The sequence below is a fragment of the Streptomyces beijiangensis genome (assembly GCF_017315755.1).
Lineage (GTDB): Bacteria > Actinomycetota > Actinomycetes > Streptomycetales > Streptomycetaceae > Streptomyces > Streptomyces beijiangensis.
Map to the genome: position 1 here is coordinate 1 of NZ_JAFLRJ010000132.1, position 26,804 is coordinate 26,804.

Here is a 26,804-nt window from a genome sequence, read left to right on the forward strand (position 1 = left end):
CGTGACGGTGGTGGGGGGCCGGGGTCGGGGACGAGATCGGGTGCGGGTGCGGCATGGGGAGCCTTCCTCGTGCGCCGAAATGTGCAACTGGTGTGGCAAAACACACCTGTTGAGGCCCATCCACCCTAGAGAGGGAACACAATCGCCACAATGATGACGTCAGATTTTGTGGCTTTCTGAGAGCGGGCCGCAGCCGGCAAGGCCACGAGGCGGTGCCGGACCGCCCCGGATCCCCGCGCGGGCGTTCAGGCGTGGACCAGTTCCAGCGCCTTCTTCAGGTTGTACTCGGCGATGCCCGCCATGAACGCCCGGCCGGGGAAGTCCCCGTCGAGCAGCCGCAGTGGACCCGCCGTCAGCGACAGACGCTGCGCGAGCACATAGAGCGCGAGCCGGTTCTCGTCCAGTCCGTCCACCTCCAGCGGCCGGTAGGCGTCGTGCAGACGGATCCGCAGAAAGACGTGCTCCCACTCGACGTCGAAGTACATCAAGCCCTCGATGTCGATCAGCACGGGGCGCCCGCCCGCGTCCACCAGTACGTGATCGGGCCCCAGTTCGCCGTGCACGACCGCGAACTCCGCCCGCGGCCGCACCGCCGCCGCCAGGCCCAGCAGCCGGTCCTCCAGCCGGTCGCGGGCTCCCGCGATCCGCGGATCACGCGACGCCGCCTCGGCGAGGTCCCGCAGCGCACGGTCCAGGACGATCCCCTCGCACGACGTCCCGAGCGACGTGCCTCCGCCCTCGACCACGGCCACCTTGCCGTACGCGGAAGCCCGATGGCCCCTCATCGCCTCCAGCGCCTCCCCGAGCCGGGCCATCACCGGGGCAGCCGCACTCGGGTCGCGCGCGAGCAGCTCCTCCAAGTTCTCGCCCGGGAGGTCCTCGACGATCGCGAGGTCGGCCGGAAAATGGGCGCCGTCGCTGTCGACGAGACGGATCGCGGGGACGCGGACGCCGAGCGCGTCCAGCCGCGCGTGCGCCGCCTCGAACAGGTCGAGTCCGAGGCCGGGCGCGAACGGGTCGGTGAGGTCGTCGTCACCCTCGGCCGCCGGCCAGTAGTTCTCGGCGTCGTCCCACAGGTAGGCGATCGCAGTCGTCGCGTCGTCCATCATCAGGCGGTACACGCCCTTCTTGCTACCGCCCGCGACCCGCTCAACCGCCTCCAGCCGCCGCCCGCCGCCCAGCGCGGCCCGCGCCGCATCCGCCAACTGCTCACGCGTCTCTGCCCTCGGTGCCACGTTCCGGACCGCCTCTCCCTCACGACAACCTGCGCACCCTACGGGAGCAGCTGCGTGGGGACGATTGGTTTGCTCCGCCCCCGAAAATCAGTGGAACCGCACTCCCGTATGCCGTTACCGTGCTCCCGCCCGCAGTCACCCCGTCAAGGACGTGCCGTTGTACACCATGTGAGACCCCCCGAGCGCTGATCCGTCGCGCGTCGCACCTGTGCGACGCGCTCCTTTTCGCTGCGGTCCTCTCACTGGAACCGGTGTATCTCTGTGTCCAAGAACTGGGTGGGCGTGCCCACCGCCATGCCGATCGTTCTCCGCCGTTGCCACAGGTGCGCCTCCGGGCGCTTCAACACTGTCCTGGAGCGGATGAACGTGCGTTCCGCACAACCCGATCGGCCCGCCTGGCAGTCGCCGTACGGTCCGTCGCCGCACCGGGCGCACCGCGGCCGCTGGGCGCCTGTGCCGGGGGTGGCGTGGTCCCGGTCCGCTCTGCGGCACGGATACCTGTGCGGCCGGACCGACTGATCACCCAAGGGGTCTGTCCGGCAGCGTTCGATCTGCCGGACAGGCTGTGCCAACGCCCGCTGGAGCGGCCGCGTACGGTCCAGGACGTCCGACGGCCGTACAAGGGCTCCGACGGACGTCTGCGCGTCTCGATGCGCCACCTGGACAAGACGCTGTCCACCGACGACGTCCCCGCCCACGCCTTCGACCGGGTCGAGAAGCTCTCCCCCGGCGAGCATCATCCACACCGGCGGTGGCCACGCGTCGTACCTGCAGCTCCCAGTCAAGACCCGCTGGGGCCACGGCCCGTCGACGCACCCGGGCCAGGCGTGCTGAGGAGAGTGCGGTCAGTGGGCGCCGGGCTTGGCGGCGATGCGCTCCACGACGGCGTCGAGGTCGGCGCGGGACCACCAAGAACCGTTCCTCATCACTCCCGCGATCTTGGTGAGTGCGATGTGGTCCTCCAGCGGGTCCTCGTCCAGAATCACCAGGTCGGCGGGCATACCGACGGCGACCTGGCCGAACTCGCCTTCCTCGCCCAGGAACCGGGCAGCCTCGATCGTGGTCATCCGCAGGATGGTCAACGGGTCGAGCCCGGCTTCCGCGAGGTGGCCGAACTCGTCATGGAGGGAGAACCCGGGGATGATTCCTGCGGCTCCGCACGCATCGGTACCCGCCACCATCGGGACTCCGGCGTCTGCGAACGTCTTGGTCATCCGCAGCTGCGCGGCCCAGTGGCCGTGCAGGGCGTCGCGGGTGACGTCGGGGAGCTTGGAGAACTTCTTCGCCGACTTGTCCCAGGCGCGCAGTTCACCTGAGGCCATATAGCGGCGCCTCGGGTCTTCGGTGTGTTCGGGTGAATCGCCGAACTGCTGGGTGTGGACCCGGATCAGGGTCGGGCACTGCCAGGTGGTGTGTTCGACGAACAAGGCGGCCAGCTCCTCGGCCTTCTGCTGGTCGTAGGAGCCGTCGGCGAGTTCGTAGGCGTGAGCTTCCAGTTCGGAGGTGCGGGTCGCCGGGTTCACGGCAATGCTCTTGACCAGCTTCATCACCAACTTCTCGGCACCAGGGATCTTGACCTTGGGGATCGGCGGGAGCTTGCGGGTCGCGTTCTTGGCACGCACCTCAGCCTCGCGGGACGACGCAGCGGCGAACACGGTGACACCCGGACCCAGGTGTTCGATCGACCACACCCCGCCGCGCGCGGCCTCCCGGGGATCGAGGTCGGCCGGCAGGTGGCCACCCAGCCGGATGCCGAGCCGGTTCGCCTCCTCGAGGGCAGCCAGGAAGGTCTCCCGGGTCGTCATGCCCGCCTTGACGAAATCGGCACCCTCCCGGTGCTGCTCCCTCACGGCCTGAACCGCGCCGTCGACCGTGCCGGCGTTCAGCGGGGTCAGCAGGTCACCAGCGGTTGCTTTGAGCGCCGGTGCGCCGGTCGGCCGGGGCAGCGTGCCCTCGCGACGGGACTTCAGCAGCTCCCTGCTGCCCGACATCTGGCGGAAACCGACGACGCCGTTGGCAAGCATCAGGGCGTAGGTGCCGTCGACATCCTCCGGGGTGTTCAAGGCATGCATGTGCATGTCCATGAACGCCGGGACAACGAATCGGCCTCGCCCCTCCACCACGTGCGCGCCCGAGACCGGGGCACCGGTCGTCGTCACGGACGTGATCCGGTTGCCCTCGACGACCACGTCCTGGCCGGGTGTGCGGGTCCCGTCCAGCGGGTCGACCACGATGACGTCCCTCACCACCACGCGTCCGTTGATCGAGGACGGTTGAACGTACCTGCTCATGTCTCTCCTAGAGGTCGTCACGCAACGTGACCTGGTGCGCGAACTGCCGCAATCGCCGTCATCTCATTTGCCCACTTTTGGGGGCCTGACCTGGTGCGACCTGGTCTTCGGCCCCGCGCTGCCCTGGCGGCCGTCACACGGCGAACAGCCGGCGCACATTGCGGGTGGTGAGGTCCCGCCAGGTGTCGGTGGTGGACGGCTGTGCGGACGAGTCGAGGGACGCGACCTGGGCGAGCACCGCTCCCTCGGGTGTCCAGCAGTAGTCGCTGCCGTAGAGGAGGCGATCGGTGCCGAACGCGGCCTCCAGCGCCGGGATCTGGCGCGGGAAGGGCGTCCCGGCCATGTCGTACCAGAGGCGGCCGAGCTGTTCCACGGCGCTGGGCACGTCCTGGGGACCGTCCCCCACCACGGCACTGAACAGGTCCATGCGGTCGGCGAGCAGCGGCAGCGCGCCTCCGCCGTGGGTCAGCACCCAGCGAATCCGCGGATGGCGGGTGAGCACGCCGCGCAGGAGCAGGTCGCTCGCGCTCCGTGCGGTGTCGAACAGGAACTCCAGCATCGGCCGCGGCCGGCCCAGGGAGAGGTCGTCGGCGTGGGGCGGCGAGGTGGGGTGGACGAAGACGAGGGCTCCGCGGCGGTCGAGGTCCTCCCACAGCGGTTCGAGCCGGGGGTCGCCGAGGTAGAGGCCGTGGTGGTTGGTCTCCACGGCGACTCCGTCCGCACCGAGTACGTCCAGGGCGTGGGCGGCCTCGGCGAGCGAGCCCTCGACGTCCGGCAGGGGCAGGGAGGCGAAGTGGCCGAACCGCTGCGGACGCTCACTGCGGACCAGGGCCCCGAACTCGTTCACCTCCCGCGCCAGGGCCCGGGCAGCACCGTCGTCCCCGAAGTGCACTCCCGGAGAGGAGATCGACAGATAGGACTTCTCGATTCCCGAGCGCTCCATCAGGTCGAGATGCCGTTCGACGCTCCACGTGGGCCACCCGGGCATCCCGTCCGGGTGCTCGATGCCGGCGGATCGAGCCGCGGCAACATAGCTGTCCGTGACGAAGTGGGCGTGGATGTCGATGAGGCCGGTCGAGGTCATGTGAGGCTCCCTGGCTTGCGGGTCCGTACCTGAATCAGCGTAGGAACGGCGCCGTACGATGGCATGAGTGATTCCGATGAATGAAACACAGAGTTCCGATGGTGGCCTTGCCCCGAGGCGCGGAGGCAAGCCCGCCGAGGGGCAGCCGGTCATCGACCGGGCGTTCGCGCTGCTCGGCGCATTCGACAGCGACCACCGTGCGTTGTCCCTCGCCGAACTGGCCCAGCGAAGCGGCATCCCCCGCAGCAGCGCTCTGCGGCTCGCCCGCTCCCTCGTACACGTGGGCGCGTTGGAGCGCCTCGACGACGGCCGCTACGTCGTGGGGCTGCGATTGCTGGAGACCGCATCCCTGGCTCCGCGCGGCCACGGACTGCGGTCCGTGGCCATGCCGTACATGGAAGACCTTTTCCACGTCACCCGTCAGCACGTGCTGCTCGCCGTGCGCGACCAGCACGAGGCACTGCTCATCGAACGGCTTTCGGCCCTCGACGCCAGCCCTGTCGCCTACCGGGTCGGGGGCCGTCTTCCTCTCACGTCCACCGGTGTCGGACTGGTACTGCTCGCCTTCGCACCGGTGGCCGTGCAGGACCACGCCATCGGTGCCTTCGAGCCCGGGCAGGGCCCTGACGGCATCGGCACCGCAGCCGACCTGCGCCGCATGCTTGCGGAGGTACGGCGTGGTGACCACGCCTTCGGTCGGCAAAGCCATCCCTGGCCGTTGAACACCGTGGCCGCGCCGGTGCGGGACGGCCAGGAGGTGGTGGCGGCGCTGTCGGTCGTGGCACCCAGCACCGGCTTCGCGGAAGCGGGCTACGGCCCGGCCGTGCGGGCCACCGCCCGTGCGATCTCCCGGGAGCTGGAGGAGGACGGCCGCAGGGCGGCGCGTCCCGGTCACGCGTGATGCCGTCCTTCGCGTTCAGCGGTCCCACCAGTCGAAGGAGTGTGTGGGCGCGTGCACGCCGCGGGCCCGGTCGAGGCGCGCCAATTGGCCGCGATGGAAGAGCAAGGGATTACGGGGCCCGCGGGCCGCGGCAAGGTCCCGTACCCGGCCCACCACCGCCATGTGGTCCCCTGCGGGATGACTCCCCTCGACGTCGCACACGATCCAGGCCGCCGCGCCGCTGAGACGCGGAGGCCCGTGAGCCTCGAACTCCCAGTCCCCGGTGGCGAATCTGTCCGGCGTCCGCCGGGCGAAAGCCGCGCACACCTCCTGCTGGTCGTCCGCAAGGACGTTCACACAGAAGCTCCGGGCGCCGACGATCGCCTGCGCGCTGGCCGAGTCGCACCCGGCGTAGAAGACGACCAGCGGGGGGTCGAGGGACACCGACGTGAAGCTGCCGACCGTGACACCCACCGGGCCGGACGGCGTCGTGGCGGTCACCACGCACACCGAGGTCGGCACGTGGCCCAGCACATGACGGATATCCGCAGGTTCGGGGACCATGACAGGCGGGTCCGTTGCGGCGAGGGCAGATGCGGGCACAGCGACCTCCAGGGGAACGGGATCCGAGTCCGCGTCGATCACGGCGGGAGCGGTTTCCGTCGACGCGGGTTCCACTCCAGTCAATCCACGGTGCTCTCCCCGTCGCACTGGGCCGGGGAGCCAAGCCGGGTGGAGGGACTTGGGCGTCGGGCCCAAAGGGGCGGCCGACTGGTCCGGCAGCGCAAGTGGCGGCCGGGATTCTGCGCTCCCGGAACCAAGACAGGTGGACGAACCGGGCGTGCAATCCCACCAGAGGCGCCCCGCCACACGAGGTGCGCCGCCTGAGCCGCGTAACGCCCGGAGGACACCATGACCACCACCGCATCCACCCCGCAGACAACCGTCGCGTCTGCCGCAGCGCTGAAAGAGAGCGCGACGGCGCTGCTGCCTCTGCTGAGGGAGAACGCCGCCCGTACGGAGAACGACCGCAGGGTCGCCGAGGAGAACATCAAGGCGCTGACCGATGCCGGACTGTTCCGGCTGACGGTACCGCGGCGCTTCGGTGGCCATGAGGCGGATCTTCGGACTTTTCTGGAGGTCAGCTCCGAGCTCGCCCGCGGCTGTGGGTCCACCTCCTGGGTGACCACGCTGGTCAACGTCTGCAACTGGATGGTCGGCCTGTATCCCGACCAGGCCCAGCAGGAGGTCTGGGGCGAGGACCCCGACGCACGGGTGTGCGGCGTCCTCGCTCCCAGCGCCACCAGCAGGGCCGTCGACGGCGGACTCGTCGTCACCGGCCGCTGGGGCTTCGCCTCCGGCAGCCTGCACTCCCAGTGGGCGACGCTGGGCGTCCCCGTCGTGGACGCCTCCGGCCGGCAGACCGACCAGGGCGCCGCTCTCATCCCGATGAGCGATCTGACGATCGAGGACACCTGGTACGTGGCCGGCATGCGGGGCACCGGGAGCAACACGCTCGTCGCCGACGAGGTCTTCGTGCCCGCGCACCGCATCCTGTCGGTCACCCAGAGCGTGCAGGGCGCGTACCCGACCGAGCACAAGGACGAGACGCTGTACCGGTCCGCGCTGGTGCCGGTGCTCGCGCTGGTGCTGGCCGGCCCGCAAGTGGGCCTGGCCCAGGGGGGAATGGACCTGGTCTCGGCCTCCCTCGCCAAGGGCAAGGGCATCTCATACACCTTCTACGAGCGCGCCGCCGACGCGCCTTCGACGCAGATCCAGCTGGCCGAGGCCGCCCAGCTGATCGACACCGCCCGTCTGCACCTGATGCGGGCCGCCGACGACATCGACAGTTGGGCGGCCCGGGGCGAGTACATGCCGTTCGAGACGCGGGCGCGGGTACGGATGGATACCGGCTACATCGCCCGGCGTTCCCGTGAGGCCCTGGATCTGTTGCTGAGCATCCAGGGTGCCGGCAGCTTCGCCGAGGCCAACCCGCTGCAGCGGATCTGGCGGGACCAGGAGACGGGCAGCCGGCACGCGGTGATCAACCCGGCCATCGCGAGCGAACTGTACGGTCGCGCGCTCCTCGGGATCGAGGAGCAGGTCACTCCACTGATCTGATCGGGACGTCAGAGGTGGCGAGGAGGATCGTCGTGCGAGCCGTTCGCTTCCGGTCGGAGCACAGCAGCACCCAGCACCCGCGTGGCCTCCAAGGCCGCCATCACTTCGGGCAGTTGGGTCGCCAGGTCGTGTCCGAGCAGCTCCTGAGCCCGCTTGACCCGGTAGGTGACGGTATTGCGCGCCACATGCAGTTGCGCCGCGGCGGCCATCAGACTGCGCTCGTTGCGCAAGTACAGGCGCAGCGTCCGGCGCAACTGTTCCGTGTGCGGGCTGTCCGCCGCCAGTGCCCCGAGCTCGTCGCCGACGAAGCGGCGCAGGGCGGGCAGGTCGGCGGAGAGCAGTGCCGGCAGCTCGACATCCGGGTAGTCGACGACACGGCCCGTGCCATGGGGGTTGAGCTCTACGATCCGGGCCGCGTGCCGCGCGTCCTCGTGCGACTGGCGGAACCCCGTCAGTCCGTGGCGTACCGAGCCGAAAGCGAAGCGGCAGCCCTCCGGGTACAGGTATGCACCGGGCGCGGCAGCGGGGATCGGGGCATGCAGGTCTCCCCACGCCCACACGGTGGTCCGGCCGGTGGGAAGAACCAGGACCGAGGAACAACCGCGCAGCTGCAGCAGTTCGGCTGCCGCGCGCTGCAGGTCACCAGGGGTTTCCGCGGTCGGGCTGTCACACCACGCGATGACGGCCAGGTGGCGGCCCTCCACCCGGTAGGCGAGGAGGTCACGCGCCGCTTCCTCCCGGACCGGCTGTCCGTCGAGGATCGCGCGGACGGTTTCCTCGCGGGCCGCGGCGCCGCTGGTGAGCCATCGGTCGTGCTCGGCCAGGTATTCGGCGGTCATCCGGGAGGAGAACTCGTCGATGAAGTCGAAGAGCAGCTCGGAGATACGGCGGAACTGCTCCGAGCGTTCGGACGGTGCGGCCCGCTCCTGGCATGCGGCCATCAGAGCCTGCGTCAACGCCGCGTGGGCGACGCGGATTCCGCGCAACACCTTGTCCAGGCCCAGGCGTCGCCGGGCGAACTCACGGTCCCCCAGCAGGGACTCCTCGGGGATCGCACGGTCGGCCGCCGGGTCTGCCAGCAGGAGCAGCGCGCGCAGTGTCGCGGCCTCGGTACCCATGCGGAGGGTTTCGAAGGGGGCCTGCCCGCCCCCCAGTTCGGGGACTTCGCGGATGATGACGAGAGCCAATTCCTCGCCGACGGCGACAGCCCAGTCCACGGGCCCGGGACCGATGCGGTCGGTCGCGTCGGCGATGGTGCGCTCCGAGCTGGCGGACGCGCGGGGCGTGTACGCGAGGTCGTGGGTGAGCTGGAAGACCCAGTCGGAGGGGCCGGGATCATGGCGATCCGTCATGACGCCTTCCTTGCCGTCGTGCGAGCATCACGCGCCGCGTTGCCCTGCCGGTCGGCGCCGGGCCTGCGTGGTCGGGTCGGGCAACGTCACTGTGGCGTGGTCCTTCTCGATCACCGTGCGCAGAGCGTCGGAGGTGCGGTCGATGTGCCGGGCGAGCAGCTCGGCCGCCGTGTCGACATCCCTGTCCAGCACGGCGCCGACGATGGCCTGGTGCTCACCGGCGACGTCGCGCTCGGTGTCGTGGCCGACGGGCAGCGACCAGCGCCGGTACAACGTTGCCGCGTCCCGCAGGCTGAGGGCCGCGGCCAGCAGCCGGGCGTTCCCGCACCCTTCCAGCATGGTCTGGTGGAAGCGCTCGTGGACAGGGAACCAGTCCGGGTTCAGGGTTCCGTCGCCCCGGAGCCCGTCGGTGCCTGCCAGGTGGTGGTGGGCGGCGACCACGGACGCCTCCCACGTGATGTCCCCGCGCTCCATCGACCGGCGCAGCACCAGGGTCTCGATCTCGATCCTGGCTTCCGTGAGTTCGTTCAGATCCGCCAGGGACACCGTGACCACGCTGAATCCTTGCTGCGGCGCGGCATGGACGAGTGCCTGCTCGGACAGGCGCGTGAGAGCTTCGCGCACGACCGACTGGCTGACCGAGAAGCGCTGGGACAGCTCCACCAGGCGCAGGCGCTGACCGGGCTCGAACACTCCTTGAAAGATGTCGTCACGGATCTGTGCGTAGACGACGCCGCCCCTAGTTGCCTTCTCACCAGCCATAACCACGCACCGTAGCAGCAAAACGACAGTCGAAGAAATTATCGTTAATCTATTGCCTCATCGAGATTACAGGGCAAGACTTCCCAGCAGACACCCGCACTACATGGAGGGCCTCATGCGCCTGGCGCACATAGACGGACGGCTGGCCATCAAGGGCCCGCAGGGCTTTTTCGATGCCGCGGAGGCGAGCCGGGGGCGCTTCGGTCCCGACGCGCAGACCGCGTTCGCCGACTGGGAGGCGTTCTCCGACTGGACCCGGGAGTTCCTGGCGTCGCCTGCTGCGGCAACAGCACCCCCGGTCGGCACGGCCGCCGGCACGGTGTGGGGCCCTCCCGTTCCCCGGCCTGCCCAGATCTTCGCGGTCGGCCTGAACTACCTCGACCACATCGCGGAGTCGAAGCTGGACGTGCCGACCGAGCCGGCCGTCTTCACCAAGTTCCGCACGTCCCTGACCGGCCACGAAGCAGCAGTCACCCTGCCTGACGGGCTGGTCGACTGGGAGGCCGAACTCGTCGCCGTCATCGGCCGCCACTGCCACCACGCGAACCGGGAGACGGCCTGGTCCTACGTGGCCGGGCTGACCGTGGGCCAGGACCTCTCCGAACGCCGTCTGCAACTGACAGGACCGGCACCGCAGTTCTCCCTCGGCAAGTCCCACCCGGGCTTCGCCCCGCTCGGCCCGGAGCTCGTCAGCACCGACGAGTTCGCGAACCCGGACGACCTCGAGCTGGGCTGCAGGCTCGAAGGCGGCGAAGTCCTGCAGAAGAGCCGGACCTCCGAGATGGTCTTCGACATCCCGGAACTCATCACCCGCCTGTCCGCCGTGTGCCCGCTGCTGCCCGGCGACCTGATCTTCACCGGCACCCCGGCCGGCGTCGGCGGCGCCCGCACTCCGCAGAAGTTCCTCGCTCCGGGAGACGTGCTGGTCACCTGGATCGAAGGCATCGGGACCCTGCGCAACCCGATGCTCGCCCCCTGACCGACCCGCGAGGCCGTACGACGGCGGACCTCACGAGGACATCACAGGTCCGCCTTTCCGATTCCGCCTCGCCGATCCGAAAGAGCCGCAACATGTCACTGCACCGACTGACCCAGATCGTCATGGGCGTGCCGAACGTCGAGCAGACAGCCGCCTACTACGCCGACTTCGGCCTCACACCCGTGGGAGGCAGCACTGGCGGCACCGCCGCACCGCAGCGCTCTCACACCCTGTCCACCATCGACGGCGGCGAGCAGTTGCGCATCGTGCACTCCTCCCGGCGCCGCCTGGTCGAACTAGGCGTGGGTGCCGACGACCCGGACGACCTGGACCGGGTCGCCGCCTCCCTCGCCCGGCTCGACGTGCCGGTCCACCGCACGGCGGGGTCGGTAACCGCCGTCGATCCGGGCACCGAGGTCCTCGTACGCGTGGAACTCTCCGCGCGCCTTCGACAGACCGCTGCTCCGGCGCCTCTGTACAACGCCCCAGGCACCGACGTCCGCCTCGGGCACCGCGCTGCGGGCATCCTGCGCGAGGAACCGGTGCGACCGCGCAAGCTCGGGCATGTGGTGCTCGGCTCCACGGACCAGGAGACCTCCCAGCGTTTCTTCCAGGAGGGATTGGGGTTCAAGGTCAGCGACACCGTCAAGGGCCTGGCCGCCTTCATGCGCTGCTCCAGCGACCACCACAACGTCCTGGTACAGCAGGCTCCTGTCGCTTTCCTGCACCACACCTCCTGGCAGGTCGACGACGTCGACGAGATCGGCCGCGGCGCCACCGCCATGCTGGAGGCGGACCCCGACCGCCATACCTGGGGGCTGGGCCGCCACTACATCGGCTCGAACTTCTTCTGGTACCTCAAGGACCCGGCCGGGACCTTCTCGGAGTACTACTCCGACCTCGACTGCATCGTCGACGACGCCCTGTGGAAGCCCGGCGTCTTCGAGGGCATGAAGTCGCTGTACGCCTGGGGCCCGCCTCCTCCCCCGTCGTTCCTCGCCCCGGAGGATCTGGCAGCCCTGATGACCGGCGCTCACGCGCCGACCGAGTGAGGACGACCACCATGCACCGGAACACCGGCCGTCCAGGCCGTAGCGACGTACTCGTCGTCGGAGCCGGGCCGGTCGGCCTGACGACCGCCCTGTTCCTCGCCAGGGACGGGTGACAGGTCACCGTCCTGGAGCAATGGCCCACCCCCTACCCCCTCCCCCGCGCCGTGCACTTCGACGACGAGGTCGCCCGGCTGCTGGCCGACGCGGGAATCGGTGACCGGCTGGGCGAACTGTCCGAGCCGGCCGACAGCTACGAGTGGCGCAACGCGGAGGGGACTCCGCTGCTGAAGTTCGACTGGTCCGGCCTCGGCCCCTCCGGCTGGCCGCTTGCCTCCATGACGTACCAGCCGGACCTGGAGCGGGCCCTGGCCACGGCGGCCGACGCATGTCCGAACGTCACGGTTCTGCGCGGTCACGAGGCCGTCGGCCTGGCCGAGACCGAACGGGATGTCACCGTGACGGCACGGGACACCACCGGCCGGCAGCACGAACTGACCGCCGACTGGGTCGTGGGTGCTGACGGCGCCAACAGTTTCGTACGCGCTCACATGCCCACCCGCATGACGGACCTCGGCTTCTTCTACGACTGGCTCATCGTCGACGTCCACCCCCATACCCCGCGTACCTGGGACCCCCCCGTCAACCTCCAGATCTGCGATCCGGAGCGGCCCACGACCGTGGTGTCGGGCGGGCCGGGCCGACGGCGCTGGGAATTCATGCGCATGCCCGGGGAGTCCGTGGAGGAACTCGACACCGAATCCGCCGCCTGGCGGCTGCTCGCACCTTTCGGGATGACCCCGGGCACATGTGACCTCGAGCGGCACGCCGTCTACACCTTCCAGGCCCAGTGGGCCGACACCTGGCGTGCCGGTCGCCTCCTGCTGGCCGGCGACTCGGCCCACCTCATGCCGCCGTTCGCGGGTCAGGGCATGTGCTCCGGTATCCGGGACGCGGCCAACCTCACCTTCAAACTCGACCTGGTCCTGCGCGGCGCCGCCGACCCGGCTCTCCTGGACACCTACGGCACCGAGCGCAGCGCCCACGTCCAGCACGCCATCGGGATGTCGGTCGAGCTGGGCAAGGTCATCTGCGTGACCGACCCCGGTGAAGCGGCCGAGCGGGACGCCTTCCTGATCGGCCACGGCGCCGACCCGGCGCGGGCCCTGCCGCCGCTGCCCCCGACCGTACTCACCGACGGCCTCGTCGGCCGTGGTGAGGCGGGAGCCGCCGGGCGACTCAGCCGGCAGGCACGCATCTCGTACCGAGGGCGCACCGGTCTGCTCAGCGAAGTGGTCGGCCGCGGTTTCGTCGTCGCCTCCACCACCGATCCGCGCACGGTGCTGTCGACGCGCCAACTCACCTTTCTGGAAGGGATCGGAGCGCGTCTGCTGCATCTGGCAGGGCCGGAAGCGCACGCCGACGAGGAGGTGGCCGCCGTCGATCTGGACGGCTTCTATGTTCCCCACCTCGCCGAGGAGGGGCAGGTGGGCGTGGTGATCCGCCCTGATCACTACCTCTTCGGCACCGCCGCCGCATGGGACGACTTCGTGCGTCTCATCGATGACCTGGAGGAGCAACTGGCGGCCCAGCACGGCTCCTTGACCCATGACGTCCCGGCCCCGGCGCCCGTCGCCACCACCGGGGGCGAGTGGTGAACACGCCACAGACACCCACGCCCCCCGAGCCGGTCTGGTTGCCTGACCAGTCCAGCGTCGCGGGCTCGCGCATCGCGGGCTTCACGGAGTTCGTCGCCCGGCTCACCGGCGTCACCCACCCCGACTACGAGTCCCTATGGGCGTGGTCGGTCGCTGACCTGCCCGGATTCTGGACAGCCGTCAGCGAGTTCTTCGCCATCCGGACCTCCGGCGCCTGGAGCCAGGTCCTGGACGACGCCCCCATGCCGGCCACCCGCTGGTTCTCCGGCGCCCGGCTGAACTACGCCGAGCACGCACTGCGTACGGACGATCCCACCGGTACCGCGATCATCTCGGTCGACGAGAGCGGCGCCACCACGCACACCACGTGGGCCGAACTACGCGGCCAGGTAGGCGCGTTGTCCGCCTGGTTGCGTCGGCAGGGAGTCACGGCCGGAGACCGGGTGGTCGGCTATCTGCCCAACTCCCCGCACACCGTCGTGGCGTTCCTGGCCTCCGCCTCCATCGGGGCGGTCTGGTCGGCGTGCGGCCAGGACTACGGCTCCGACGGCGCCGCCACCCGCTTCGCGCAGCTCGAACCGGTCGTCCTCTTCGCCGCCGACGGCTACCGGTGGAGCGGTCGCCGGCACGACCGCCGCGCGGAAACCGCCGCGCTGCGCACCGCGCTGCCCTCGGTCCGCGTCACGGTGCAGGTGCCGAACCTCGGCCTGCCGCTCTCCCCCGACGCGGGCACGGGCACGGTGCTCTGGGAGGACACCCTCGCCGACCCCGCGGAGTGCGTCTTCGACCATGTGCCCTTCGATACTCCGCTGTGGGTGCTGTTCTCCTCCGGTACCACCGGCACCCCTAAAGGCATCGTCCACGGACACGGCGGAGTCCTGCTCGACCACCACAAACTCCTCGGCCTGCACCTCGACCTCGGTCCCGGGGACCGCTTCCTCTGGTACACCACCACCAACTGGATGATGTGGAACCTGGTCGTCTCCGGCCTGCTGGTCGGAGCCACCATCGTGCTCTACGACGGCAGCCCGGCCCACCCGGCCCCGGGACGCCTCTGGGCCCTGGCCGCCGAACACCGGGCCACCGTCCTCGGCGTCAGCCCCGGCTACCTGCAGAGCTCCGCCAAGGCCGGCCTCACGCCCGGACGCGACCTCGACCTGTCCGCACTGCGCGTCCTCGGCTCCACCGGCGCCCCCCTGCCCGCCCAGTCCTACTACTGGGTCCGCGACCACGTCGGCCCCCGTGTCCAAGTCGCCTCCACCAGCGGCGGCACGGACATCGTCAGCGGCTTCGCCGGCAGCGCCCCCAACACGGCCGTATGGCCCGGCGAGATCTCCGCCCCGCTGCTCGGCGTCGCCCTGGAAGCCTTCGACAGCCGCGGCCGGCCCGTCACAGAAGAGGTCGGTGAACTCGTGGTCACCCGGCCCATGCCTTCGATGCCGCTCCGGTTCTGGAACGACCCCGACGGAAGGCGCTACCACGAGGCGTACTTCAGCTCCTACCCAGGCGTCTGGCAGCACGGCGACTGGATAACCCGTACCGCGCACGGCAGCGTCATCATCTCCGGCCGCTCCGACTCCACCCTCAACCGCCACGGGGTACGGCTCGGCAGCGCCGACATCTACGCCGTCGTGGACGAACTGCCGGGCGTCCGCGAGAGCCTCGTCATCGGCGCCGAACTACCCGACGGGGACTACTGGATGCCCCTGTTCGTCGTCCTGGAACCCGGCCACGAACTGGACGAGGAACTGCGCGACACCATCAGGACCGCTATTCGCACCCATGCCTCCCCTCGTCACGTCCCCGACGTGATCATCGAGGTGCCTGCCGTGCCGCACACCCGTACCGGCAAGAAACTCGAAGTCCCCGTCAAACGCCTGCTGCAGGGCGCCGCCATCGGTCAAGTCGCCGGCCGTGAGGCTGTCGACGACATCACGGCCCTGGAGTACTTCACCCAATTCACACGATCCCCCGCCCCTGCACCCCTTCTTCCGTAACGCCGACGAGGAGCCTCCATGTCCGTAACCCGCGAGAAGCTCGAACTGCTCGGTGGCAGGATCACCGGAATCGCCGCGCTGCCGACGGAACCGCCGGAGAAGGCGCTGCTGGTCTACGTCCACGGTGGCGGCGCCAATGCCACCAGCTTTGACATACCCGGTCATTCACAGCTGGAACTGGCCGCACTGAACGGCTTCCCTGCCTTTGCGCTCGATCGGCCCGGGTCCGGGGACAGCGTTTCCCTCGGCTTCTCACCGGACTCCGACTCCGGGCTGATGCGCGCCAACGCCGAGCGCCTGCTCGACGCGGTGGGCGAACTCTGGCAGCAGCACCAACAGGGAAGCCCTGGTGTGGTGCTGGTCGGCTGCTCCATCGGCGGTGCGATCACGCTCCATCTGGCCGCGCTCTGGGGCGCGCTGACCGATCCGTCCTGGCCCCTGCTCGGCGTCGCGGTGTCCGACATCGGCCAGGTGCTGCCTCCGGCCATGGTCGGCGCCTGGGACGCGCCGTCGGACACCGAGTACGCCGGTCTGGAGCAGCTCGCGGGCAAGATCTCCATGCCGCCCCTGTGGACCGTCCCCGCCTACGTCCTCGGCGCGGCCGACCGACGCGAGTCGTTCCAGCCCGCCCTGCACGCCGAGCTCAAGGAAGTCGCCGGAGGCTGGGTCCGGGAATGGTCCGACGTCGCCTCCCGCGTCACCGTGCCGGTGCACTATCGGCTCGCCGAACTTGACAACCTCTGGGTCGCGGGCGAAGACGGTGTCACCGCGTTCGCCGCGGCCCTGCGCGCCGGCTCCCCGTACGTCGACGCCGCGCTCTTCCCCGGCTCCTCGCACGTGATCGCCAACAGCATCGCGGGCTACGAGTACCGCTTCCAGGTCCTGGGCTTCGCCGAGCGCTGCGCTGCCGCGGCCACCACTCCCGAACTCCTCGGCCGGGCACCGCAGTCATGACCGCGATGCCACGACGTGGAAGGGGCGGAGCCCCCTGCAACGCCTTCCGTACTACTACCGTCGTACGCGCGGCATCCCCAGGCCGATCCAGGAGATGATCTCGCGCTGGATCTCGTTGTTGCCGCCGCCGAAGGTGAAGATGACGGCGGAGCGGTAGCCGCGCTCCAGCTCTCCGTGCAGGACGGCTCCCGTCGAGCCCTCCTTCAGCGCGCCCGCCGCACCGACGACCTCCATCAGCCAGGCGTAGGCGTCCCTGCGCGCCTCGGATCCGTACACCTTGACGGCGGAGGCGTCCTGCGGGGTGAGGGTGCCGTTCTGGACGGCGTTGACCATCTGCCAGTTGAGGAGCTTCATCGCGTCCAGCTTGGTGTGGGTCTTCGCGAGGCGGCCGCGCACCCACCCGAGGTCGATGACGCGTCGGCCGTCGGCGAGTTTGGTGTCGGCGGCCCAGCGCTGGACGTTGTGGAGGGCGCGGATGGCCATGGTGCCGTGGGCGGCGAGGGTGACGCGCTCGTGGTTGAGCTGGTTGGTGATCAGGCGCCAGCCCTTGTTCTCCTCGCCGACGCGGCGGGTGGCCGGGACACGGATGTTCTCGTAGTAGCTGGCCGTGGTGTCGTGCGAGGCGAGGGTGTTGATGATCGTGCAGGTGTAGCCGGGGTCCGAGGTCGGGACCAGGAGCATGGTGATGCCCTTGTGGGCTGGGGCCTCGGGATCGGTACGTACCGCGAGCCAGACCCAGTCGGCCGTGTCGCCGTTGGTGGTCCAGATCTTCTGGCCGTTGACTGTGTACTCGCCGGTGGCCTCGTCGCCCTCGCGCACGGCGCGGGTCTTGAGGGCGGCGAGGTCCGTTCCTGCGTCGGGTTCGCTGTAGCCGATCGCGAAGTCGATCTCGCCGGAGAGGATCTTCGGCAGGAAGTACGACTTCTGCTCGTCGGTGCCGAACTGCATGATCGTGGGCCCGACGGTGTTCAGCCCCATGATCGGCAGCGGGACACCCGCCTGGGCCGCCTCGTCGAAGAAGATGAACTGCTCCATGGGGGACAGTCCCCGGCCGCCGTACTCCTTGGGCCAGCTGACGCCCAGCCAGCCGTCGCTGCCCAGTCGCTGGACGGTCTCACGGTAGAAGCGTTTCTGGGCCGCGGGGTCGGCGTAGCGCGCGTACGCGTTGTCCGGCACAAGATCGGCGAAGTAGGCACGCAGTTCGGTGCGCAACTGCTGTTGCTCAGGCGTGTATTCGAGGTGCACGGCCCCTCCAGGCGTCTCGCGGTCCGTCCCTGCGGCGGCGCACACAGTAGAACGTGTTACAAGAATCCGGAAGGGGCTCGGCCCTCTGGGCGTACGCCAGTGACAGTGCGTCAGCGGCGTGGCAGCAGGCCACGGACGTACGCGGCCTGGCCGGCGTGCTGCAGATCGTCGGAGATGACGCTGATCAGCCGGACGCCCAGGGTGACGTGCGGTGTCCACCGCTCGTCGACGACACGGTCGAGCGCAGCGTCGTCGAGTCCGCGCACGAAGGACAGCGTCTGCTCGTGGACGGCGTCGTAGTAGCCGCGCAGCTGGTCGGCCGAGACGCCGCGGACCTCGGCCACCTGCTTGGCCGTGTGCCCGTAACCCGTCTCCGCCTCGCCGAACGGCAGCCCGAAGCGGTCCGACCAGCCCTGCGTGGTCCACACCTGGTCCAGGCCCGCCGCGTCGGCGACGTGGTCGTCCTGGACGCGGGTCAGGTGCCACACCAGCCAGGTGACCGAGTTGGCCTCATCGCCCGGCCGGGTCGCGAGTTCCTCGGGCGAGAGGCCATCGGTCGCGGCGTGCACTTCCTCCTGGACGCGTCCGAACGCGTCCGCCAAAACCTCTGCAGTGTTCATCCACCCATACTCACCCATGAGCAGGTCCACAGAGTGTTCACCGGCGCTGCGGGTACGCGCCCGGCATGGGAGACCACCGCACATTCAAGTACGGCCTGTTCTTGCTGGCCGGCGCCGCCGCGCTGGGCGTGTCGGGCAACCGCCGCGCGCGCCGCGCCGCGCTACGGGGCGCCGGATCGATGGCCCTGGCCTCCGCCGCCTGCGCTGCGACCGGGGCATCGGCGGCGGGGCCCGCGGCCACCGCCGCCGCGTTCACCGCGGGCGTCGCCCTGGAGTCGCCGCGGCTGGGCGCCGTCCTGGCCCCGGTCGTCGCAGGGGTCGCCGCGGCGCGTTCCCGTAACGGCTCCCAGGGCTTCGGCCGGGTCCTCACGGGCGTCGCGGTCGGCGCGGGTGTCGCGGGGGCGACCTGCCGCTGGTGGCCGCTGTACCGGGACGAGCCTGCCGACACCGCCAGGCCGGTCATTGCCGTCCCCGCGCTCCCCGCGGGCCGGGGGCTGGTCCTGGTGGTCAACGGCGACGCGGGAGGTGACACGCCCGCCGAGGTCGAGCTGCGGTCCCTGCTCCCGGAGGCGGACCTCAGGCTCTGCGCCGCCGGCGACGACCTGCAGACGGTATTCGACCGGGCCGTGAAGGACGTTCTCACCGACGGCGGTGCGCTGGGCGTCGCCGGCGGGGACGGGACGGTCAACACCGCGGCCACCCTGGCCGCCGAGAACGGGCTGCCGCTCGCGGTGTTCCCCGCGGGCACGCTCAACCACTTCGCCGCGGACCTCGGCCTGCCCACCCTCGCGTCCGCCGCCGAAGCCGTGGAGGCGGGTCACGGCGGGGCCGTGGACCTCGGCCGGGTCTCCGGTGCGGGATCGCATACGTACTTTCTCAACACCTTCAGCATCGGCGTCTACCCCGAGCTCGTACGGGCCCGTGAAGCCCGCGAATCGCGTCTGGGGAAATGGCCCGCGCTCTGCACGGGACTGGTCCGGGTGCTCGCCGAGGGCACCCCCAACGAGGTCACCGTCGACGGGAAGCGGCGTCTGGTGTGGCTGCTCTTCGCCGGCAACAGCCGTTACGACCCGCCCGGCTTCGCCCCTTCGTACCGCCGCAGCCTCGACGACGGACTGCTCGATCTGCGCATCGTGGACGGCAGCCATCCCTTTGCCCGTACGCGGCTCGTCGCCGCGTTCCTCACCGGCACGCTCACCCGCTCCCGCGTCTACCAGGCCACCACAGCGACCCGGATAGAGATAGGCGGAGTGGGCGAGGAGGGGGACTACTCCCGCGACGGGGAGGTGAGTCCCGCGTCCGACGAGCTCGTCGTCGACAAACTGGCCCGGGCGCTGACGGTCTATCTGCCCGTACCGCAGTGAACGGCCGCTCCGGTCAGCGGTGGCTCTCGCTGTCCCTGCGGTCCTGCCGGTTCCACCGCCCCCGGCGCTGGCGGCGGTACCGGCGGTCCCACCGGTCCTGACGGTCCCGGTAGTCGCGGTAATCGCCGTAGTCGGAGCCGGCGTCGCGCCCCCGGCTCCGGCCGGTGCGGACGAGCCCGTAGACCACGATGGCTGCTGCCACCCACCAGATGGGGTTGAGGAAGCCGAGGCCGAAGAGAAGTACGAGAAGGATGAGCAGCAGGACGAGCACGGTGGGCCTCCCGGGAGCGGAATGGAGCTGCGCGGCCGGGGGCTCGAGCCTCACTCGACAGCTTAGTCCTGCTCAGAGGTTGCGGATACGTTCCGTGCGGTTCAGCGGGACGGGACGGCGTAGCGCAGGATGCGTCCCCAGGTGGATCCGTACTGCTTCCACAACGGGCCGGTGACGTAAGGGATTCCGTACCGCTCGCAGATCTCGCGCACCCGCGGGGCGATTTCGGCGTAGCGGTTGCTGGGCAGGTCGGGGAAGGCGTGGTGCTCGATCTGGTGGCCGAGGTTGCCGCTGAGGATGTGGAAGAGGGGGCCGCCCTCGATGTTGGCCGAACCCTGGACCTGCCGCAGGTACCATTCGCCGCGCGTCTCGCCCTCGATGTGCTCCTCGGTGAAGGTCTGGACGCCCTGGGGGAAGTGACCGCAGAAGATGATCGTGTGGGTCCACAGGTTGCGCACGGTGTTGGCGGTGAGGTTGCCCAGCAGACAAGGCAGTGCGGAGGGACCGGCGAAAAGCGGGAAGAGGACGTAGTCCTTGGTGAGTTGGCAGGTGGCCTTGGTGAGGAGCCCGGTCAGGTCGGTGAGGAAGGCGCGCGGGGGTTTGCGTCCTGCGGCGACGGCATCCGGTTCCAGGTCGTAGAGCGCGATGCCCCACTCGAAGAGGGGCGCGAGCAGGAGGTTGTAGAGCGGCTGGGCGAGGTGGCGCGGCTGCCAGCGCTGATCCGCGCTCATCCGGAAGACGACGTATCCGAGGTCGCGGTCGAGGCCGACGACGTTGGTCCAGGTGTGATGCAGATGGTTGTGGGTGTGCTTCCAGGCCTCTGCGGGGGTGAGGAAGTCCCATTCCCAGGTGGAGGAGTGGACCGCCGGGTCGCCCAGCCAGTCCCACTGGCCGTGGAGGATGTTGTGACCCAGTTCCATGTTCTCCAGGATCTTGGCGGTGGCGAGCATGGCGGTGCCCGCGCACCAGGCGGGTGGAAAGAGCGAGACGGCGAGTGCGGCCCGTCCTCCCGCTTCCAGGCCGCGCTGGGCGGTGATCACGGCGTGGATGTAGCGGGCGTCCCCGGCTCCGCGCGCGGCGATGATCTCGGCGCGGATCCGGTCGAGTTCCTGGCCGAAGGCCTCCTCGGCACTGAAATCGATCTCGGGATTGTCGGCGTTCACGGCGTTCACGGTGACGGTCACGGGGCTCTCCTTGTGTGCTCAGGCATCGAGGGCAAGAGGTCCGGCGGCCGCGGTGACGCAGGTCTGGATCGACTGGCCGGCCCGGTCGTGGAGCTCGCCGGTACGCAGGTCACGCACCCGGCCGTACGAAAGAGGGGTCAGACAGCCGAAGCAGATACCGCGCCGGCACCCGTAGGCCATCCGCACACCCGCCGCCTCACCCACGGCGAGGAGCGACGTGGAGGCGTCCGCGACGGCTTCGACTCCGGTGCGGGTGAACCGGACGCGGCCGCCGGTGGCGTCCGCCTCCGGAGAAAGGGCCGGGGAGAGGGCGAAGTGCTCCAGGTGCAGCTGGTCACCGCGCCCCGCCCGCGCCCAGTGGTCCTCGACCGCGTCGAGCAGCGGGGCCGGGCCACACGCCCAGGTCTCGCGCTCACGCCAGTCGGGGCAGAGGCGCGCCAGGTCGTCGGGGGCGAGTCTGCCGTAGGCACGGGTGTGGTGCTCGTGATAGCGGAACCAGGTCACCTTCGCCCGCGCCAGGCGGAGTTCGTGGCCGAAGATGGTGTCCCGGGCGGTCGGCGCACTGTGCACCAGGACGACGTCGGGATGCGGGGGCCGAAGACTCATGAGTGAACGGAGCATGCCCATCACCGGGGTGATGCCGGTGCCCGCGGTGAACATCAGCATGCGGGGCGGGGGACGGTCGGGGAGGACGAACTCCCCCTGGGCGGGGCCGATTCGGAGCACGTCCCCGGGTTGCGTCCGGTGCACCAGTCGCGGGGAGACCCTGCCGCCGGGAACCGCCTTGGCGGTGATCGTCAGGAGACGGTCGGGACGGTCCGGCACGGAGGTGAGGGAGTACGTGCGCCAGTGCCGTACGCCGTCCACCTCGACACCGACGGGAAGGTACTGCCCGGCACGGTGCCCCGACCAGCCCCGGCCTGGCCGCAGGGTGAGCGTGGTGGTGTCCGGGGTCTCCGCGCACACGGCCGTCACACGCGCTGCCGGGCGGCGGGCGTCGAGCAGTGGGTCGATGAGACCGAGGTAGTCGTCCGGGGTGAGCGGGCTGGTCAGCCAGGAGGCGGCGGACAGCAGCCTCCCGACCAGGGCCGGTGTCGCGGGCATCCGCAGCATCCTCTCGTGGCGCAGCACGGCGGTGCTGCGTACGTCGAGTCGTCCCGGGCCCGGCTGTGCACACGAAAGCACGATTGCGGCGGAGTACGCCCGCCGAGGGGGCCTATCGCGCCATGTTCGGGGCTGCGGAGTCCACCGTACGTCGGTCCGAACGACACCCTGGTCTGCGGGGACCGGGTGCAACGGCCCTGGCGGATATGGCCGGATGACAACGGAGGCCGCATCGCGGACGGCCGTGTGCGGTCCGGCAGGAGCAACGCCTGCTTGCCTCCTGCCGGACCGCGGCCGCGTCAGGCCATCGCTACAGGTCGGTTGCGATGATCTTCTCGATGTTCCGTTCGGCGAGTGCCGTGATCGTGACGAACGGGTTGACGCTGGTGTTTCCCGGGATCAGCGAGCCGTCGATGACGTAGAGGCCCGTGTACCCGTGCAGGCGGCCGTAGTTGTCGGTCGCCTTGTTCAGCACCGCACCACCGAGCGGATGGTAGGTGAGGGTGTCGTTCCAGATCTTGTAGACGCCGAAGAGATCCGTCCGGTAGATCGTCCCTTCCTTCGCGTTGATCTTGTCGAAGATCGTCTTGGCCATGTCGATGGACGTCTGCTTCCAGGCCTGCTGCCAGTCCAGGTCGACCTTGTTCGCGGCGGCGTTCCAGGAGAACGAGGCGCGGTGCGGGGTGTTGGTGATCGACAGATAGAACGAGGCGTACGTCTCGATCCCGGTCGGCAGCGGTGCGACTTCGGCGAACGCCCCGCCCGCGGTCCAGTTGTCGATGCCCCCGCACGGAATGGACGCCTGGATCTTGCCGGTGGGGTCCCAGAGGTGGTTGGCGCGGCCGCACATGACGTTGCCGTTGTCGCCCCAGCCCTTCCCGATCTCGCTGTTCAGGTTGGGCAGCGCACCGGTGGCCTTCAGCCGCACCAGCAGCTTGCTGGTACCGACGCTGCCCGCCCCGAAGAACACCCTGTCGGCGGTCACGGTCTTGGTGACCGTGGTGTCGCCGTTGGTGTTGATCTGGTCGATGACGACGGTGTAGCCGCCACCGGACGCCGGGGCCACCGAAGTGACCTTGTGCAGGGGGGAGATGGTGACCTTGCCCGTCGCCTTCGCCTGGGCGATGTAGGTCTTCTGCAGCGACTTCTTGCCGTAGTTGTTGCCGTACAGGATCTCGCCGGCGACCGCCGACTTGGGGACGGTCCCCGCCGACTCCTGCTTCATGTAGTCCCAGTCGTACACGTCCGGCACGAAGACGAAGGGGAATCCGGACCGCTGGGCGTGCTTCCTGCCGACCCGGGCGAACTGGTAGCAGTCGACGGTGTCGAACCAGGCGGGGTCGATGGTGCCCACCCCGAGGTTCGAGTTGGCACGCGGGTAGTACGTGTTGTACATCTCGTCGGCGTTCACCGACGGGAGGATGGAAGCGAAGTTCTCGCGCTTCGGGGTGACGGCCATGCCCCCGTTGACCAGCGAACCGCCGCCGACGCCACGGCCCTGGTACACCGTGATGCCCGCGAAGTCCTCGGCGTCCAGAATGCCGGTGTACTTGGGGATGCTCTTGTCGATCGGAATGCCGAAGAAGTTGCTCAGCGGCTGCTTGGTCTTGGTGCGCAGCCAGTACGAACGGTTGTCCGGCGTGGTCGTGTTGCAGAAGATCTTGCCGTCCGAGCCCGGAGTGTCCCAGGCCATGCCCATCTCGATCATCTGTACGTCAACACCCGCTTGGGCGAGACGCAGAGCCGCGACGGAGCCGCCGTATCCGGTGCCGATCACGAGCACCGGGACATGCGCCCCGGAGTCGATCGGGGCAGTCGCGGCGGAGGTCTCCGCATAGGCCGGATTGACGTGGGCCGAGAGGGTGACGGCGCCCAGAATAGAACCCGTTCCAGCTAAGAATCTTCGGCGTGAAACGCCCCTGGAACCCTTACCACGCACGGTATTGTCACTCATGTGACGTTCCTCACTCTCGATGGAGTGAGAACAGGTTCTACTGCCGCTTGCATGCGAAGTCACTACATACCTCTAGGTAACTTTCGACCCGATGCACCACAGCAGCACCGGGATCACTGCCCGCCGTCGGGTACGTTGGTCGTGCAGCTGGTTCGCTCCGTCAGCCGGACGGAAGCGTCGCAAGAGGGAACCCGGTGGGAATCCGGGACTGCCCCGCAGCGGTGAGTGGGAACGACCGCCGTCATACGCACTGGACACCTCAACGTCCGGGAAGCGACGGCCAGTAGAAGCCAGGCCGTCCCAGGACGCGCCCGGCGCGCCCACGAGTCCGAAGACCTGCCACTGCCCGCACGCCCGAACGGGCTGCGGTCCAACCGGGACCTCGTGGGCGGGTCGGCGGCGGCAGGGACAGCTCCGGGCGTACGACACCGGGGCGCCCTCTCCTTCGCATCTCTCCGCCCCCGGGGGCCGTCGAGAACTCGCGAAGGAGAGTTCCGTTGACCACCACCGAGTACACCGCCGCACAGGTGACAGCGACCCTGCACGGCTACCCCCGCCAGGGCCCTGGCCGAGAGCTGAAGAAGGCCGTCGAGGGCTACTGGGCGGGCCGTACCAGCGCCGAATCCCTGCAGGACACGGCCACCGCGCTGCGCCGCGCCGCCTGGCAGCAGCAGGCCGACGCCGGGATCACCGAAGTGCCCACCGGGGACTTCTCGTTGTACGACCACGTCCTGGACGCCGTCGTGATGACCGGCGCGGTCCCCGAGCGCCATCGCGCCGCCTTCGCAGACGATGCGCTGGCCGGGTACTTCGCCATGGCGCGCGGCACCCAGCACGCGCCGCCGCTGGAGATGACCAAATGGTTCGACACCAACTACCACTACCTCGTGCCGGAGTTGGGTCCTGACACGGCCTTCCGGTGCGACTCCGGCAAGCCGGTAGGCGAGCTGCGTGAGGCGCTGGCGCTCGGCCTCGCGGGGCGCCCCGTCCTGATCGGCCCGGTGACCTTCCTGCTGCTCGCCAAGCCCGGTCCCGGCGTCGCCAGGGACTTCGAACCGCTGACCCTCCTTGACCGGCTGCTTCCCGTGTACGCGGAGGTGCTCGCCGATCTCCGGGCGGCCGGTGCGGACTGGGTCCAGCTGGACGAACCCGCCCTGGTCCAGGACCGCTCCCCGGCCGAACTGAACGCCGCCGCCCGCGCCTACCGTGACCTGGGTGCGCTCACGGACCGGCCGAAAGTCCTGGTCGCCTCGTACTTCGACCGCCTCGGAGAGGCGCTTCCCGTCCTCGCCCGGGCACCCATCGAGGGCCTGGCTCTGGACTTCACCGGCCCCGCCGCCGCCAACCTCGACGCACTCGCCGCCGTCGGCGGCCTGCCGGGCAAGCGCCTGATCGCGGGTGTCGTGGACGGCCGCAATGTGTGGATCAACAACCTGGAGCACTCGCTCGCCACCCTCGCCACCCTGCTCGGACTCGCGGACCGGGTCGATGTCGCGCCGTCCTGCTCGCTCCTGCACGTACCGCTCGACAGCGCAGCCGAACGCGGACTCGACCCGCAGATCGCCCGCTGGCTGGCATTCGCCCGGCAGAAGACCGCCGAAGTCGTCACCCTGGCGTGCGGCCTGGCCGGAGGGACCGGTGCGATCACCTCGCAACTGGCCCTGAACGCTTCGGCCATGGCCTCCCGTGCCACCTCGTCGCTCACCCGCGACCCGGCCGTGAGGGCCCGCTGCTCCGCCGTCACCCCGGAACAGGCCCGCCGACCGCAGGCCTATCCGGAGCGTGCCGCCGCCCAGCGCGAGCGGCTGAACCTGCCTCCACTGCCCACCACCACCATCGGCTCGTTCCCGCAGACCACCGAACTGCGCACCGCCCGCGCCGATCTGCGCGCCGGCCGCATCGACGCCGCCGGGTACGACGAGCGGATCGCCGCCGAGATCCGCGAGGTCGTCGCCTTCCAGGAGAAGGCGGGGCTCGACGTCCTCGTCCACGGGGAGCCCGAACGCAACGACATGGTCCAGTACTTCGCGGAGCGGTTGACGGGGTACCTCGCCACACAACACGGCTGGGTGCAGTCGTACGGCACCCGCTACGTCCGTCCGCCGATCCTGGCCGGCGACATCTCACGCCCCCGTCCGATGACCGTCGCCTGGACCTCGTACGCGCAGTCCCTGACCGACCGCCCCGTGAAGGGCATGCTCACCGGCCCCGTCACCATGCTCGCCTGGTCCTTCGTCCGCGACGACCAGCCCCTGGCCGACACCGCCCGCCAGGTCGCCCTCGCCCTGCGCGACGAGGTCGGTGACCTTGAGGCGTCCGGCGCCGCCGTCATCCAGGTCGACGAACCGGCCCTGCGCGAGACCCTTCCGCTGCGCGCTGCGGACCAGAGCGCCTACCTCGCCTGGGCCACCGAGAGCTTCCGGCTCACCACCGGTGGCGTACGGGCCGACACCCAGATCCACACCCATATGTGCTACGCCGAGTTCGGCGAGATCCTCGGCGCCGTCGACGCCCTGGACGCCGACGTCATCAGCCTGGAGGCCGCGCGCTCCCATATGCAGGTCGCCGACGAACTGGCGGGAGCGGGCTATCCGCGCGCCGTGGGTCCCGGCGTCTACGACATCCACTCCCCGCGCATCCCGTCCGAACGGGAGATCACCGACCTCATCGACCGCGCCCTGCGCTCCGTCCCCGCCGACC

22 protein-coding genes and 1 riboswitch are annotated in these 26,804 nt (G+C 69.9%); of the genes, 10 read left to right on the forward strand and 12 right to left on the reverse strand.

Annotated elements, in window-relative coordinates; genetic code table 11:
- Positions 1–245 precede the first annotated feature (245 nt).
- The 3 genes from J0695_RS14710 to J0695_RS14720 all read right to left on the reverse strand — a co-directional run bounded on the left by J0695_RS14710 (position 246) and on the right by J0695_RS14720 (position 4,610).
- Positions 246–1,235, reverse strand: a complete 990-nt coding sequence (locus tag J0695_RS14710; protein ID WP_206962474.1) for a phosphotransferase family protein — start codon at positions 1,233–1,235, stop codon at positions 246–248.
- A gap of 845 nt (positions 1,236–2,080) precedes the next feature.
- Positions 2,081–3,526, reverse strand: a complete 1,446-nt coding sequence (locus tag J0695_RS14715) for an amidohydrolase family protein (protein ID WP_206962475.1) — start codon at positions 3,524–3,526, stop codon at positions 2,081–2,083.
- A gap of 133 nt (positions 3,527–3,659) precedes the next feature.
- Positions 3,660–4,610: an amidohydrolase family protein gene (locus J0695_RS14720; RefSeq protein ID WP_206962476.1), complete on the reverse strand. Its 951-nt coding sequence runs from the start codon at positions 4,608–4,610 to the stop codon at positions 3,660–3,662.
- A 76-nt stretch (positions 4,611–4,686) separates the two neighbouring features.
- On the opposite strand from J0695_RS14720, the gene J0695_RS14725 reads away from it, so the two are divergent.
- Positions 4,687–5,511 carry an IclR family transcriptional regulator gene (locus J0695_RS14725; RefSeq protein ID WP_206962477.1) on the forward strand — a complete coding sequence of 275 codons (825 nt, stop codon included), beginning with the start codon at positions 4,687–4,689 and terminating at the stop codon, positions 5,509–5,511.
- A 15-nt stretch (positions 5,512–5,526) separates the two neighbouring features.
- On the opposite strand, the gene J0695_RS14730 is transcribed toward J0695_RS14725, so the two are convergent.
- On the reverse strand, positions 5,527–6,054 hold the full coding sequence (locus J0695_RS14730) for a flavin reductase family protein (protein WP_242552670.1): 528 nt from the start codon (positions 6,052–6,054) through the stop codon (positions 5,527–5,529).
- 348 nt (positions 6,055–6,402) lie between these two features.
- On the opposite strand from J0695_RS14730, the gene J0695_RS14735 reads away from it, so the two are divergent.
- Entirely contained in the window at positions 6,403–7,611 is a 1,209-nt protein-coding gene (locus J0695_RS14735) for an acyl-CoA dehydrogenase family protein (RefSeq protein WP_206962479.1), read from the forward strand.
- A gap of 8 nt (positions 7,612–7,619) precedes the next feature.
- Here the strand turns inward: J0695_RS14735 and J0695_RS14740 are convergent, their stop codons facing one another.
- Both J0695_RS14740 and J0695_RS14745 read right to left on the reverse strand, forming a co-directional pair.
- Positions 7,620–8,963: a PucR family transcriptional regulator gene (locus tag J0695_RS14740; RefSeq protein ID WP_206962480.1), complete on the reverse strand. Its 1,344-nt coding sequence runs from the start codon at positions 8,961–8,963 to the stop codon at positions 7,620–7,622.
- Positions 8,964–8,990: 27 nt separating this feature from the next.
- Complete coding sequence (locus tag J0695_RS14745) at positions 8,991–9,725, reverse strand: GntR family transcriptional regulator (RefSeq protein WP_206962481.1); 735 nt, start codon at positions 9,723–9,725, stop codon at positions 8,991–8,993.
- Positions 9,726–9,840: 115 nt separating this feature from the next.
- On the opposite strand from J0695_RS14745, the gene J0695_RS14750 reads away from it, so the two are divergent.
- The 6 genes from J0695_RS14750 (at position 9,841) to J0695_RS14770 (ending at position 16,362) form a co-directional block, all read left to right on the forward strand.
- Entirely contained in the window at positions 9,841–10,704 is an 864-nt protein-coding gene (locus J0695_RS14750) for a fumarylacetoacetate hydrolase family protein (RefSeq protein WP_206962482.1), read from the forward strand.
- Between the two features lie 92 nt (positions 10,705–10,796).
- Complete coding sequence (locus J0695_RS14755) at positions 10,797–11,756, forward strand: VOC family protein (protein WP_206962483.1); 960 nt, start codon at positions 10,797–10,799, stop codon at positions 11,754–11,756.
- An 11-nt stretch (positions 11,757–11,767) separates the two neighbouring features.
- Complete coding sequence (locus tag J0695_RS43865) at positions 11,768–11,869, forward strand: FAD-dependent monooxygenase (RefSeq protein ID WP_242552671.1); 102 nt, start codon at positions 11,768–11,770, stop codon at positions 11,867–11,869.
- 12 nt (positions 11,870–11,881) lie between these two features.
- The gene (gene mhpA / locus J0695_RS14760; RefSeq protein ID WP_242552674.1) at positions 11,882–13,411 is read left to right on the forward strand and encodes a bifunctional 3-(3-hydroxy-phenyl)propionate/3-hydroxycinnamic acid hydroxylase MhpA; all 1,530 of its coding nucleotides are present in this window, start codon (positions 11,882–11,884) and stop codon (positions 13,409–13,411) included.
- Positions 13,408–15,408, forward strand: coding sequence for an acetoacetate--CoA ligase (locus J0695_RS14765; protein ID WP_206962484.1), 2,001 nt, complete (start codon positions 13,408–13,410; stop codon positions 15,406–15,408). The genes mhpA and J0695_RS14765 overlap by 4 nt, the downstream gene beginning before the upstream one ends.
- Positions 15,409–15,426: 18 nt before the next feature.
- On the forward strand, positions 15,427–16,362 hold the full coding sequence (locus J0695_RS14770; protein WP_206962485.1) for an alpha/beta hydrolase: 936 nt from the start codon (positions 15,427–15,429) through the stop codon (positions 16,360–16,362).
- Between the two features lie 54 nt (positions 16,363–16,416).
- Here J0695_RS14770 and J0695_RS14775 read toward each other — a convergent pair whose 3' ends face one another.
- Positions 16,417–17,607, reverse strand: a complete 1,191-nt coding sequence (locus J0695_RS14775; RefSeq protein ID WP_206962486.1) for an acyl-CoA dehydrogenase family protein — start codon at positions 17,605–17,607, stop codon at positions 16,417–16,419.
- A 110-nt stretch (positions 17,608–17,717) separates the two neighbouring features.
- Positions 17,718–18,227, reverse strand: coding sequence for a mycothiol transferase (locus J0695_RS14780; RefSeq protein ID WP_206962487.1), 510 nt, complete (start codon positions 18,225–18,227; stop codon positions 17,718–17,720).
- 65 nt (positions 18,228–18,292) lie between these two features.
- Between J0695_RS14780 and J0695_RS14785 the strand changes: the two genes are divergently transcribed.
- A complete protein-coding gene (locus tag J0695_RS14785; protein ID WP_206962488.1) occupies positions 18,293–19,591 on the forward strand; it encodes a diacylglycerol/lipid kinase family protein in 1,299 nt (432 codons plus the stop codon).
- Positions 19,592–19,604: 13 nt separating this feature from the next.
- Here J0695_RS14785 and J0695_RS14790 read toward each other — a convergent pair whose 3' ends face one another.
- From J0695_RS14790 to J0695_RS14805, 4 genes are all read right to left on the reverse strand, one after another.
- On the reverse strand, positions 19,605–19,862 hold the full coding sequence (locus J0695_RS14790) for a hypothetical protein (RefSeq protein WP_206962489.1): 258 nt from the start codon (positions 19,860–19,862) through the stop codon (positions 19,605–19,607).
- Between the two features lie 101 nt (positions 19,863–19,963).
- Entirely contained in the window at positions 19,964–21,025 is a 1,062-nt protein-coding gene (locus tag J0695_RS14795) for a fatty acid desaturase family protein (RefSeq protein ID WP_206962493.1), read from the reverse strand.
- Positions 21,026–21,064: 39 nt separating this feature from the next.
- Complete coding sequence (locus J0695_RS14800) at positions 21,065–22,150, reverse strand: ferredoxin reductase (protein ID WP_206962490.1); 1,086 nt, start codon at positions 22,148–22,150, stop codon at positions 21,065–21,067.
- 310 nt (positions 22,151–22,460) lie between these two features.
- Positions 22,461–24,104: a GMC oxidoreductase gene (locus tag J0695_RS14805; protein WP_206962491.1), complete on the reverse strand. Its 1,644-nt coding sequence runs from the start codon at positions 24,102–24,104 to the stop codon at positions 22,461–22,463.
- Between the two features lie 130 nt (positions 24,105–24,234).
- Positions 24,235–24,462: riboswitch (cobalamin riboswitch) on the forward strand.
- 139 nt (positions 24,463–24,601) lie between these two features.
- On the opposite strand from J0695_RS14805, the gene metE reads away from it, so the two are divergent.
- On the forward strand, positions 24,602–26,804 hold a 2,203-nt coding region (metE, locus tag J0695_RS14810; RefSeq protein WP_206962492.1), incomplete at its 3' end, for a 5-methyltetrahydropteroyltriglutamate--homocysteine S-methyltransferase.

Excerpts from the sequence above, each read along its gene's own strand:
- J0695_RS14715 (WP_206962475.1), bottom strand. The coding sequence starts at position 3,526 with ATGAGCAGGTACGTTCAACCGTCCTCGATCAACGGACGCGTGGTGGTG.
- J0695_RS14720 (WP_206962476.1), bottom strand. The coding sequence starts at position 4,610 with ATGACCTCGACCGGCCTCATCGACATCCACGCCCACTTCGTCACGGAC.
- J0695_RS14725 (WP_206962477.1), top strand. The coding sequence starts at position 4,687 with ATGAATGAAACACAGAGTTCCGATGGTGGCCTTGCCCCGAGGCGCGGA.
- J0695_RS14730 (WP_242552670.1), bottom strand. The coding sequence starts at position 6,054 with ATGGTCCCCGAACCTGCGGATATCCGTCATGTGCTGGGCCACGTGCCG.
- J0695_RS14735 (WP_206962479.1), top strand. The coding sequence starts at position 6,403 with ATGACCACCACCGCATCCACCCCGCAGACAACCGTCGCGTCTGCCGCA.
- J0695_RS14740 (WP_206962480.1), bottom strand. The coding sequence starts at position 8,963 with ATGACGGATCGCCATGATCCCGGCCCCTCCGACTGGGTCTTCCAGCTC.
- J0695_RS14745 (WP_206962481.1), bottom strand. The coding sequence starts at position 9,725 with ATGGCTGGTGAGAAGGCAACTAGGGGCGGCGTCGTCTACGCACAGATC.
- J0695_RS14750 (WP_206962482.1), top strand. The coding sequence starts at position 9,841 with ATGCGCCTGGCGCACATAGACGGACGGCTGGCCATCAAGGGCCCGCAG.
- J0695_RS14755 (WP_206962483.1), top strand. The coding sequence starts at position 10,797 with ATGTCACTGCACCGACTGACCCAGATCGTCATGGGCGTGCCGAACGTC.
- J0695_RS43865 (WP_242552671.1), top strand. The coding sequence starts at position 11,768 with ATGCACCGGAACACCGGCCGTCCAGGCCGTAGCGACGTACTCGTCGTC.
- J0695_RS14770 (WP_206962485.1), top strand. The coding sequence starts at position 15,427 with ATGTCCGTAACCCGCGAGAAGCTCGAACTGCTCGGTGGCAGGATCACC.
- J0695_RS14780 (WP_206962487.1), bottom strand. The coding sequence starts at position 18,227 with ATGAACACTGCAGAGGTTTTGGCGGACGCGTTCGGACGCGTCCAGGAG.
- J0695_RS14785 (WP_206962488.1), top strand. The coding sequence starts at position 18,293 with ATGGGAGACCACCGCACATTCAAGTACGGCCTGTTCTTGCTGGCCGGC.
- J0695_RS14800 (WP_206962490.1), bottom strand. The coding sequence starts at position 22,150 with ATGCCCGCGACACCGGCCCTGGTCGGGAGGCTGCTGTCCGCCGCCTCC.
- J0695_RS14805 (WP_206962491.1), bottom strand. The coding sequence starts at position 24,104 with ATGAGTGACAATACCGTGCGTGGTAAGGGTTCCAGGGGCGTTTCACGC.